This is a genomic window from Brevibacterium picturae (assembly GCF_030453725.1).
In the GTDB taxonomy this organism is placed as follows: Bacteria; Actinomycetota; Actinomycetes; order Actinomycetales; family Brevibacteriaceae; genus Brevibacterium; species Brevibacterium sandarakinum_A.
Window position 1 is genome coordinate 17753 of the sequence record NZ_JAKDJU010000022.1, and the last position, 11313, is coordinate 29065.

The following is an 11313-nucleotide window of genomic DNA, read 5'->3' on the forward strand; positions in this document are numbered from 1 at the left end:
GACTACTCTTAAGAAAGATTGTCCAAGTTTTTGTCGATAGGAGCACTCATGGCTGAGAGGTCGATCAGCGAACTGATCAAAGGCATCGGCGACGATTCCAAAGCGATCGCCGAGGAGGAAATTGCGCTGGCCAAGGCTGAGGCCACAGCCGGCGCGAAGAACTTGGGCATCGGTTCGGCGCTTGCCGTCGTAGCCCTGTTCTTCCTGTTCTTGTCGTCGTTCATGGTGATTTTCGCTGGGGCCGCCGCATTCCACGAAGGTCTGGGATGGCCGTGGTGGGGAAGCTTCCTCATCGTCTTCGGCATCCTCGCGGTGCTCGCAATCATCCTCGTGCTCATTGCCCTTCCGCTGTTCAAGAAGGGCAACCCTGTTCCGGGCACTGCGATCGATTCGGCCAAATCCCTGGTCGCTGCGGTCAAGCGCGCGGTGAAGAACCCTTCGGGACCTCGGTACTGAGAGACCTCGCAACAAAGAACAGCAGAATAGCTCCACACATCGGTGGCGTCGGGTTCAGCCCGGCGCCACCGACGCATTCAACCGTCAGCGACGCTTAGCGACCCGTTCTTTGGCCTCACGAAGAACCTGTCGCTCGCGCTTGCGCGCCTCCGCGAGAACCTTCTGAGCCTGCTTCACCGCCTTCTGCGCTTCCCGATATTTCTTGGCGGCAACAACTTCCGGATCCTCGCCGCCGATGCCCTGCGGTGTGTCCATCGCAGCGCCACCAGGCTCTTCCTCTTCGCCGGAGCAGTCGTCGGCTTCTGCACTCTCGGAACCATCGACATGGACTCGCTCACGTTCACGTCCGACCCGCTCGATGTACTCGGCCAGCCCGTCCAGTCCTCGATCGAGCCCGAAGACGAACGGTTCGAACTCCGAGGTGAGCACCCCGCGTCTATGGCCCGACGCAGGAACGGGTAACCATCGTCCGTGATGACGGCATCATATAGCTGAGATTCTCGCTCGGAGACCTCGGTGGCATTCAGCCCGCTGGCTCGTCCCTGCTGTTGGTAGCCAGCAAGGATGGATCCGTGCCAACGGGCGGCCCGGTGACCAACAGGGATGCGGCTATTCGCTCATCCTGTGTCAGTGACGTCGTTGACAGCGCTTCCAGGCCGGCATCAAGCCATGCCGAGCTGTTCGGGGTGATCGGACTGCCCATGATCGGCATCGCCAGGAGCCACGCCTTGCTGCGGTAAATCGTCGTCTGAGCTTCGTACAGTTCCTTGAGCCGCACCCGTCACGCTGGGTTTTCCTCATCACCCTCGGGCGGCAGCCCCGTGGCCTCCTCCTGCATCAGCAGCAGAGTCCCTCATTGTCAGCGATCTCGATCGCAGCATCGACGATCTTCTCGACACTCATCTCCCGTTTGGGGCCACGCTGCTGGGCCGCACGCCTATTCAATGCAAGAGTCGGACGTCGGTGACCTCGCTGCCGACACGTTCCCCGGCCGAGCTGCCGACACGGTGCCCGGCCGAGCTGCGGACACCGGCACCTTCACCGTGCCGACTCCGCGGTCAGGAAAGTGCGCAACCGCGCACCGAAGAGATATTCGACTGCGCTTGTCGCTTGATCGGGCCGCGGCCTGCCACTGGGGCTGTCACTTGACCGCTGACGTTTCAACGGCGGGCCATGAGTCTGGTCGATTTCCCGGTATCGCCGCCGTCGCTTCTCTGCGCTCGAAGCCGATGCGGTCGAAGCCGTTTCCTCGGGGTCAGTTCCTGTTCCAGGACCGCCAGCAGCTCCCTGAACGTCAACAACACTCTGATCGTCAGCATCAGGGCGCTCGGCGCTGCCGTCGCTCGCGCGGGGGTCGATCGGCCTGGTTCGCGTCTCGTAGCGGTGGCCCGTGGGCGTCTTCACGATCAGCTTCTCAGGAGTCGCTTCATGCTTCCACCCCGTCAGCTCCTTCGCGTAGTTGCAGGCGGCGCACAATCCAGAACCATTGCTCCAAGCAGTTTCGCCACCGGCAACGAAGGCAGCGGCATGGTCGGCATGCTTGATCTGGGCATCGCACCACGGTGAGCGGCAGACGTCGTCACGGATGACGATCATTCGTCGCAGCAGTCCCGAGAATTCCCGGCGCTTCGAGTCCATGCGCACCAGTTGGCCGTCCTCGGGACGAGCGTAGAGCCTGCGCAGGAAAACCGTCGCCTCGTTCTCGGCCACGAACTCGCGAGCCGCCCCTGCCGGCAGTGGGCCGAATCCGGGAAGCCATGCAGGGGTGTCTCCCGGAGCGACCAGACTGTCATCGTTTATCACAAGATGGATCTCCGTCGGCACGGCCTCAGCACAATCCTGACCCGTAGTCCGTTCGACGAGCAGATCTGCCATGACCTGAGACTGTGTCCGCTGACCTGAATCCCCGGTGCCGATGAGGGAGGCCGCAGACTTCTTCAAATTCGCATAGGCGGCCACCGCCTGAGGCAGGGGCAGGAGCGCGGTGAGATAGGCCATGTTGCCCGGAGCGGGACGCACCGACACTGCACGCTCCTCCGTGCATCTCTCGAGATGCTCGACCGCGGCCTTCTGATCGATCTGCTGAGCCAGCGCCCGAACCTCGTTGCCGAGCCTCCCGACGCCCACCTCGGCGAGTCTGTCGGCCATACGCTCATCGACCTGACGACGTTTGTCCCTGGGCAGCCAGTCGGTCTCCTTTGCGACTGTGCGCGCCTTCTCTTCGGATATGCGGCCGGTCTTCAGCGCTGAATACGTCTGGGGAAGATCGACGAGCAGCGAGCGTGAGAACTTGAGCAACGTGCTGCCACGCGCACGGGAGACCTTACGAGCGAGGGCGATCTCCGCCCCGATGCCCCTGCCCTGCTTCGTACTCGAGACTCCGTCTTCGGCCTCGTGATTGCGGCGACGCATGTCGAACGTCAGAGTTTCCCTGGCCTGGGCCGCCGCCGCGGCAGACGTCAGCTCCTCAAGCGCGGTGATGCGGTCGATGGCCTCGGTTTCGCTGAGGGCTGGAGGCAGACTCGACAGCGCCTCATGCCACCGGTGGATCTCGGTGATCACGTCGGGAACCGTCTGCGCTTCCATACCGATCAGACTAGCCTTCGCCACTGACACGACATTTTGTCCCAGTATCAGGCGAGGTCAGGCGCTCGTAGCACCAACTCCCGTCATGTCATCCGGAATCGCTTTCGCTGCGGATTCAGTGACGCTGCGAGGTCGGCAAGCCTCAGGAGTCAGCAACCCCAGATCGTTCAGAAGTCGATGTCGATGGGCTCGTCGCGATCCCACTCTTCGGCCCAGCCGAGGTGGTCGAGAGCGAAGTCGAGGATGCCCGCGGTGAAACCCCACACCTTGAGCACTCCGACGTCGAAGGCCGGTGTTGTGATCTTCAGGTCCGGTCGGGCAAAGGTGCCGCGATTGGCCGGAGCCACCAGGTCGGCGACGGAGATCCGATAGACGGAATACGACTCCGACTTGTCCATCACCCGCACCGCACCCGGCTGAGCCCAGTACCCGATGACCGGCGCGACCTGGAACTTGCTGACTGGAATGTAGAGCGGGTCCATCTGCCCGAGCACATCGACCGTCGAAGGGACGATCCCGGCCTCCTCCTGCGCCTCACGCAGGGCCGCAGCGACCAGCGAATCGTCTCCGGAATCTCGTCCGCCGCCCGGGAACGCCACCTGCCCCGGGTGGTTCCGGAGCGTGTTCGCCCTCTGCAGGAGAACGATATCGACGTCATCGACGCCCAAATCCGCCAAACGCGAAGCCTGGATCCGGCCAGCATCTGTGCGCGGTCGGCCTCCCCTGCCGAAGAGCATGAGGACCGCGGCGTCACGCACCGTCACATCGTCCGGAGCCTTCGCGCGTCGCAGCCACAGCGGCGAACCGTCCGACGCCGCGAGATTCTCCAGCTGCGTCCGCAGTGTCTGGTCGCGTTCCACCTGTGGGTGTTCACACGCCTCGGCGCTCATGCTTGGGGCGCCATTTCGAATCTGAGCATCGCCCGTGCCTTCTCCGGATCGAGTTCTCCGGTCCCGAACGAGGGGCACAGCGCCATCAGCGGGCAGACGCCGCAGGCGGGTCTGCGGGAGTGGCAGATACGTCGTCCGTGGAAGATCACTCGGTGGGAGAGCACGGTGAGTTCCTTCTTCGGGAACAGTGCCGCGATGTCGTGCTCGGCCTTGACCGGATCCTCTTCGTCGGTCCATCCGAGCCTGCGCGCCAGCCTGCCCATGTGCGTGTCGACGGTCAGGCCCGGAGTGTCGAAGGCGTTGCCGAGCACCACGTTCGCCGTCTTCCGTCCGACTCCGGCGAGTGTGATCAGCTTCTCCAGTGAGTTGGGGACCTCTCCGTCGTAGGTATCGACGAGTTCGTTGGCGAGTTTGACGATGTTGCGGGCCTTCGCCCGGTAGAAGCCCGTCGAATGGATGAGCTCCTCGACCTCGATGAGGTTGGCCACCGCGAGGCTGTGTGCGTCGGGGAAGACGGAGAACAGGCCAGGTGTCACCGCATTGACGCGGATGTCCGTGGTCTGCGCGGACAGGACTGTCGCGATGAGGAGCTGGAACGGCGTCTCGAAGTCGAGTTCGCATTTCGCATTCGGGTATACATCGGCGAGGATACGATTGATCTTCCGCGCCCGTCGGGTCCGACCCAATGGGGTTTCCTCGGCGAACTTCCGCGCGCTCTTCTCTGCCACCGTCAACACGACTCACCATCCTAATCCGTGCCCCGCATTTCCGCAGTGGCGTCCCTCACATCGCCGAGGTTGCCCTGCAGCTGCCCGTCGAACGGGATCGTCCGTACGCAATCGTCCCCCACCTCGGCGAGGGTGGAGGAAACGCCAGCAAAACCCCCTGTTTTGCACTAATGCCGCAAACTCCCGCGCCTTTGCTGGTATCAGCACCGTTGACCAGGTAGATTTATCTGTGATTACCACGACAAGGAGGACACAGTGGATATTGAAGTTGTGCGGAGCGCCACGCTCTTCGCAGGTTTGGACGATGAAGCGACAAGCGCATTGATGAAGTTCATGAACCCGCGGAGCCTCCGTCGGGGAACCGTGCTTTTCCACGAAGGCGATGCCGGTGATGAGCTCTACATCGTCTCCAGCGGCAAGCTCAAGATCGGCCGTGAGTCCTCCGACGGCCGCGAGAATCTGCTCTCGGTCATCGGTCCGGGTGAGATCATCGGCGAGCTCAGCCTCTTCGATCCGGGTCCACGTTCGACCTCCGTCACCGCTGTCTCTCAGTCCGAGCTGCTCAGCCTCAAGCATGAGGATCTCACCACGTGGCTCGATGAACGTCCGCGCGCAGCGATGAATCTGCTCAAGGCCCTTGCGCAGCGCCTGCGGCGAACCAACGAGACCGTGGGTGACCTCGTGTTCTCCGATGTTCCCGGTCGCGTCGCCAAGGCACTGCTGGACCTCGCCTCCCGCTTCTCGAAGCCTGCACCCGACGGTGTCCTCGTCGCGCACGACCTGACGCAGGAAGAGCTCGCGCAGCTCGTCGGCGCCTCACGTGAGACCGTGAACAAGGCCCTGGCCGACTTCGCCGCCCGCGGCTTCATTCGCCTCGAGGCTCGTTCCGTCGTCATCCTCGACATGGAGCGCATGCGCAACCGCGCCCGCTGATCAGTCCTCGGCTGCTGCCGAACCACTGAACTCGCACGTCACAGGAACGCCCAGACACGCATTGTGCCTGGGCGTTCCTGTGCTGTCGCGTTCCTGCGCTGCCCGGGGAGATCGTCAGCCGGTGCAGGTCGCGGCTCACCCTTGGTCGTCGGCCGCGAGGGCTCCCAGGTAATTCAATTGGGCGCGCACGATCTGCTCGGCGGCACCGCGGACGCTCGGGTCGACGTCGTGGTAGACGATGTCACAGACCTCGGTGGCGCTCGTGGCTCCCTGTTCAAGGGCCGCTGCCACCTGCTCGATGCGTTCGAGCCGGTGGCTGCGGTAGTACTCGAGCACCTGGGCGGGGGATTCGATGCTGGGACCGTGTGCGGGCTCGATCGTCGAATAGGCACCCTCGTCGAGCAGCTGCAGCAACCGGTCAAGAGAATTGAGGTAGTCGCGCAGGGACCCTTCGGGATGCGTCACGATGGTCGTCCCCTCCCCCAGGACCGTATCGCCGCTGTAGAGCACGTGGTCGTGGATGAGACTGATGCTGTCCATCGTGTGTCCCGGTGTCGCGATGACCTCCATGACATCGGCCGTGTCGGCGCCGAACGCAATCCTGTCACCATCGGCGGCTGGAGGGCTCAGGCGGCTGAACTTCTCGAGGGCCGCATGCACGGGAACCCCCGGCGCCCACGTCTCCACACTGCCGAGCATCTCCGAGTGGTCGGCATGCTGATGGGTGAGGATGATGGCGGACAGCCTCCGGTCCCCGACCTCGGCGAGGAAGTTCTCGCGGTGTTCGGTGATCTCGGGACCGGGGTCGATGAGCACCGCCGAGGTGTCGTCCGCCGATGCGATGACATAGGTGTTCGTCCCCGTCAGTGTCATCGGTGATGGGTTGTTCGCGCGGATCCTCATGAGTCCTCGGTCTCCTCCTCGCCGGTTTCGGCGCTGTTGTCGTCATCGTCGCTCAGGGACAGAAACCCTGGGCTCTGGTCGTTCTCGTCGTCGCCGACGGCCACCGCGTAATCGCGCAGGGTGCCTTTGCGGTAGAGGTCGCGTCCGGGGTGGATGACGACCCGCCATTCACCGTCCTCGTTGGTGACCTCGGGACGCAGCGGGTGCAGGTCGCGGACCTGTGCCATGGCCGCGCCGACGCTCGGCACGTCGAGCAGGCTCTCGGCAATGAGACGTGTGCTCGCACTGATCCTGTCGGGATCTCCACCAGCATCGGAAAGGATCTCCTCGGGCCGTTTCCACCCTCCCGAGGTCTCGTTCGGGGAAAGAAAGTCGACGCTTTGGCCGAAGGGCACGGTGGCCACGAAGTAGGTGGTGTCGAAGCGGTGCAGCTGGGTCCCCGTGTTGATCCAACGCAGCCAGGGTTTGCACAGGTCAGGGCGCAGTTTGAGGTCGCGTTCGCGCAGGACCTGCGACCAGTTGATCTCGCTGGCGAACAGGCGTGACCGGGTTCCGCGCCATTCCGTCTGCGGTGCGGCCACAATGTCTCGGTCAACGTCTTCCGCCAGCAGAACACCTGCCGCGGCGAACGCGATGCGGGCCGCTGCCGAAAAGTGCTGCAGGGCTCGTGACTTGTTCTCGATGTTCAGAGTCCTCGCACAGCGGGCCGATCTCCATCCGGCCAGAGGCAGGCTGCGCAGATCGCCGGGACGCAGATTGCTGACCGGGAATGCCAAGCGGTTGCGGTCCTCGACTCCCCTGGCGTCGAGCTGCCGGGTGATGAAGGTTTCCACACCCTCCAGTGAGTCTCGGATCAACACGATCGCCGAGGCAGGTCGTGGAGCTTCGGGGACCGGGAACCGCCCGTCGGACTGCCATTGGTCCAAGAGCCAACGCAGCTCCGACGAGACGGGCAGAGTGCGTCCGCTAAGCGGCATCGTCCTCAACCTCGACGATGACCTCGACCTCGACGGGAGTGCCGAGAGGAAGAGTGTTCACGCCCACGGCGCTGCGCGTGTGCTGACCACGGTCACCGAAGATCTCGCCGTAGAGTTCGGAGACTCCGTTGATCACGGACGGCTGCTGTGTGAAGTCATCGGCCGAGTTGACGAACCCGGTCACTTTGACCACGCGCACGACCTGGTCGAGGTCGCCGATGACGCCGGCGATCGCTGCCAGGGCGTTGAGCCCTGCAGTCCGCGCCAGGTCGTAGCCGGTCTCCAGGTCCACGTCCGAACCGATGTGGCCCGTCGCCGGCAGCTTCCCGTCGACGACAGGCAGCTGGCCCGAGGTGTAGACGTAGTTGCCGGTGCGCAGCGCCGGGACGTAGGCACCGGCGGGAGCGGCGACATCGGGCAGGGTGAGACCGAGTTCATCGATGCGGTCAAGAGTCTTCGACATGGGTGCTCCTTCGACGAGAGTGTTTCGGATCAGGGTTTCAGGTCTGGTGAGTGCTCAGGCTCTGCCGCTTCAGTCTTTGGGACGTTTGAGGTACGCCACGAGCCCGTTGTTGTCGGGGCCCGGAACGACCTGGACGAGCTCGTACCCGTCTTCGCCCCACTGGTCGAGGATCTGCTTCGTCGCGTGGACGATGAGCGGCACTGTGACGTATTCCCACTTGGTCATGATTCTCCTTGAGTCTCTGTGTGCCCGAACCTCCGATGCGTCATCGGAGCGAGCGTCTGCATGGACGAAACGCCGATCGTTCTGCACGAGCGCGACCGGCAATCATCGTCGTTCCCAACACTAGCCGAGAACCCGTACACCCACAGCCAGCCGTGCCACAGTGTGAACTACCCCCGACAGACGAGAACGGGGTGGGCCGATCGTGATGATCGTCCCACCCCGCTGTCTCTCAGGATGTCCGGCGCTCAGTTGCCGCCGAGGCCCGGTGCTTCGTCTTCGTCGCCGCCGGTGCCGCCGCCGTCACCGCCGTTTCCGCCTCCGCCGTTACCTCCGGTGCCGCCTCCGCCGTTGCTGCTGCCACCGCCTCCGGTGCCGCCGTTCTGGCTGCCGGTGCCACCGCCTCCGGTGCCACCACCGCCGCCGGAGCCTCCGCTGGAGCCTCCGCCGCCCATGTACTTGCCGCTCGGCTTGGGGAAGCCGGTGTTGCCTGTCGTCTCCTTGACCGCCTCATTCATGTAGGCCTGCCAGGTCTTACCTGAGATCGTGGCACCGTAGACAAATCCGCGAACCGCACCCTGGCTGTTTGTGCGCCAGTCGCGCGTTCCGGACGGGTCACCGGTCCAGACTGCGGTTGACAGGGTCTTCGTGAAACCGAGCAGCCAGGTGTGGCCCACATCGAAGTTCGTCGTACCGGTCTTTGCACCCGCCGGTGCTCCGATCTTCAATTGGCTGGTCGTACCGCCGTTGAACGTCTGCGTCAGGGCGTAGGCAACGCCCTTGGCGACCTCTTTGTCGAGGACTCGCTTGCAGCCTTCTCCCGGTACGTCGATCTTCTTGCCCGAACGGTCCTTGATCGAGGTGATCGGCTTCGGTCCGCAGAACTCGCCTTCGTTTGCGAAGGTCGCGAATGCCGCTGCCATGGCGATCGGGGTGGTCTCGACGATACCCAGGATTGAGGACGGTCGGACCGCTTCGACCCCTCCCTTTCCGGCTCCACTCTGGGTAACCGTATCCAGCTTCTCGCCGCTGCCATAGCGAATTCCCAGGTCCATGGCGGTGTCCATGATCTTGCACATGTTGAGCTGATTGCCCATGGCAGCATAACCGGTGTTCACGGAGTGCTTCGTGGCCTCGAGCGCGCTCATCGACCCCTTGCCCTCACCGTCGCCGGCATTGTTGGGCTCCCAGTCGCCGGCCATGTTCGGACAGCCGTCGTATTTCCAGGAGCTGGACGGGAAATTGCGCCTCGTGGCGTTGACCGTGGTGTTGAGGCTTTTGCCGGATTTCAGCCACGTCGCCAGCACGAAGGGCTTCCATGTCGAACCGACCTGGAATCCGCCACCGCCGTTGTGTTTCCTGTCGACGGTGTAGTTGATGCTGGTCTTCTTGTTCTTCTCATTGTCCTTGACCTCGCCCACCGTGTATTCACGGTTCTCGGCCATGGCGATGACCTCGCCGGTGCCGGGTTCGATCGTGACCAATGCGTGTCCGGCACCCGAGGGATCGCCCACAGGAACGCGCTTCTTGACCTGCTTGTCTGCGATCTTCTGGATATCTGGGTTGAGGCTCGTCTTGATCGTCAGTCCGCCGCGCTGCAGAAAGGCGAGGCGCTCGTCGACGGTCTCGCCGAAGGTCTCGTCGTTCTTGATGACATTCTCAACGTAGTCGCAGAAGAACTCCGCGTTGCTCTTCGCCGAGGTACAGCCGTTCGGAGTCTCATGCAGATCGAGGTTGAGGCCGGTCTTGACCGCCTTGTCGTATTCCTTCTGCGTGATGTGATCGTATTTGAGCATCTGCCCCAACACAGTGTTGCGGCGCTTCTCCACCTGGTCGGGGAAACGCTGCGGGTTGAAGGCCGAAGGATTCTGCACGATGCCGGCGAGCATCGCCGACTGCTCGATATTCAGATCCTTCGCGTCGATCCCCCAATACCTGTGGGCAGCCGCCTGAACACCGTAGACATTGGGCGAACCCGAGTAGTTGTTGATGTTCATGTACCGGTTGAGGATGTCCTTCTTGTCGTACTTCTTCTCAACCGCCACAGCGAGCTTGGCCTCGCGCAGCTTGCGTGCGTAGCCCTCCACACCATCGGATTCCTTGGCCGCTTCCACACCTTCCTCGTTGCCTTTGGCGTGGGCGTTCTCCGCCAGCACATTCTTCACGTACTGCTGGGTCAGCGTCGACCCGCCCTGCGTCGTCGAGGACACCATGTTGTGCACCGCGGCACGCGCGATGCCCTCGATGTCGACTCCGCCGTGTTCGAAGTACCGATAGTCCTCGACGGCGATCGTGGCGTCCTGCATCTCCTGAGAGATCTCGTCGAGGGGCACCTCGACGCGGTTCTGCCAGTAGAACTCTGCGATCTCCGAACCATCGGAGGCCAGCATCGTCGATTTCTCGCCCAAGTCCTTGACCTCGAGGGTGGCGGGAAGTGAGTTGAAGATGTCGACCGCACTGTTTGCGCTGGCAGTAGCGACACCGACCCCGGGGATGGCAAGACCGGCTGCGACGACCCCCGCCACCGCGCTCACGGCGACGAACTGGAGAAACGCACCTGTCTTGGTCGGATTCGGATTTGACTCAGGAGACACCATGAAACCAAGTTTAACTAATCCGAGTTGTGCAAATTCTCAAAAACCGATGAGAACGTCAGTCCTTGGGGACGAGAGTCAACAGGCTGACCTCGGGACGGCAGGCGAAACGCACCGGTGAAAAGGGTGAGAATCCCAATCCTGCAGAGATCTCGACGAGAGCTTTCCGGTAGGGAAACAGGCCCCTGGCACGTGTCCGATCGAGGTCGCAGTTCGTCACCGGCGCGCCCCAGAAGGGCACCCGGATCTGCCCCCCGTGGGTGTGCCCGGTCATGATGAGATCGGCCCCCGCCGAGGTGAGCGCCTCCAGTGTGCGCGAATACGGCGCATGTGTGACGCCCACTTTCACCCCTGCATCAGGATCGAACCGAGGATAGTCGAGAGCGTCGGTCCCGCGTGACTCGGCGTCGGCATTCATTCGGATCCGGTCACGGTCGATGTGGGAGTCCCCCAGCCCGCAGAAGTCGATGCGGGTCCCGCGGATCGTCAGGCTCGCCTCGGCGTTGTCGAGGAAGTGCCAACCACGCGTCCGGCCCGGCGTGTCACGGTTGGACGTGTCAC

The 11313-nt window shown here is 63.2% G+C and carries 12 protein-coding genes; 2 read left to right on the forward strand and 10 right to left on the reverse strand.

Going from position 1 to position 11313, the window contains the following annotated elements:
* The first annotated feature begins 48 nt into the window (after positions 1-48).
* The gene (locus L0G76_RS04155) at positions 49-456 is read left to right on the forward strand and encodes a phage holin family protein (protein WP_301537083.1); all 408 of its coding nucleotides are present in this window, start codon (positions 49-51) and stop codon (positions 454-456) included.
* A gap of 84 nt (positions 457-540) precedes the next feature.
* Here the strand turns inward: L0G76_RS04155 and L0G76_RS04160 are convergent, their stop codons facing one another.
* From L0G76_RS04160 to nth, 4 genes are all read right to left on the reverse strand, one after another.
* Positions 541-885 (reverse strand): hypothetical protein, encoded by a 345-nt coding sequence (locus L0G76_RS04160; RefSeq protein WP_304356063.1) that lies wholly within the window; start codon positions 883-885, stop codon positions 541-543.
* A gap of 609 nt (positions 886-1494) precedes the next feature.
* Positions 1495-3042, reverse strand: coding sequence for an HNH endonuclease (locus L0G76_RS04165; protein ID WP_304356064.1), 1548 nt, complete (start codon positions 3040-3042; stop codon positions 1495-1497).
* Between the two features lie 167 nt (positions 3043-3209).
* A complete protein-coding gene (locus L0G76_RS04170; RefSeq protein WP_304356065.1) occupies positions 3210-3932 on the reverse strand; it encodes an NUDIX hydrolase in 723 nt (240 codons plus the stop codon).
* A complete protein-coding gene (gene nth, locus L0G76_RS04175) occupies positions 3929-4669 on the reverse strand; it encodes an endonuclease III (protein WP_487246985.1) in 741 nt (246 codons plus the stop codon). Before nth ends, L0G76_RS04170 begins: the two co-directional genes overlap by 4 nt.
* 246 nt (positions 4670-4915) lie before the next feature.
* Between nth and L0G76_RS04180 the strand changes: the two genes are divergently transcribed.
* Complete coding sequence (locus L0G76_RS04180; RefSeq protein ID WP_092103361.1) at positions 4916-5593, forward strand: Crp/Fnr family transcriptional regulator; 678 nt, start codon at positions 4916-4918, stop codon at positions 5591-5593.
* A 135-nt stretch (positions 5594-5728) separates the two neighbouring features.
* Here the strand turns inward: L0G76_RS04180 and L0G76_RS04185 are convergent, their stop codons facing one another.
* From L0G76_RS04185 to L0G76_RS04210, 6 genes are all read right to left on the reverse strand, one after another.
* Entirely contained in the window at positions 5729-6496 is a 768-nt protein-coding gene (locus L0G76_RS04185) for an MBL fold metallo-hydrolase (RefSeq protein WP_304356066.1), read from the reverse strand.
* On the reverse strand, positions 6493-7329 hold the full coding sequence (locus L0G76_RS04190) for an NUDIX hydrolase (protein ID WP_304356067.1): 837 nt from the start codon (positions 7327-7329) through the stop codon (positions 6493-6495). The genes L0G76_RS04185 and L0G76_RS04190 overlap by 4 nt, the downstream gene beginning before the upstream one ends.
* A gap of 133 nt (positions 7330-7462) precedes the next feature.
* Entirely contained in the window at positions 7463-7936 is a 474-nt protein-coding gene (locus L0G76_RS04195; protein WP_304356068.1) for a RidA family protein, read from the reverse strand.
* A gap of 69 nt (positions 7937-8005) precedes the next feature.
* Entirely contained in the window at positions 8006-8161 is a 156-nt protein-coding gene (sp36, locus tag L0G76_RS04200) for a Sp36 family protein (protein ID WP_092103369.1), read from the reverse strand.
* 245 nt (positions 8162-8406) lie between these two features.
* On the reverse strand, positions 8407-10755 hold the full coding sequence (locus L0G76_RS04205) for a transglycosylase domain-containing protein (RefSeq protein ID WP_304356069.1): 2349 nt from the start codon (positions 10753-10755) through the stop codon (positions 8407-8409).
* 55 nt (positions 10756-10810) lie between these two features.
* Positions 10811-11313 (reverse strand): metallophosphoesterase (locus L0G76_RS04210; RefSeq protein WP_369696156.1); only part of this gene is annotated, 503 nt, incomplete at its 5' end.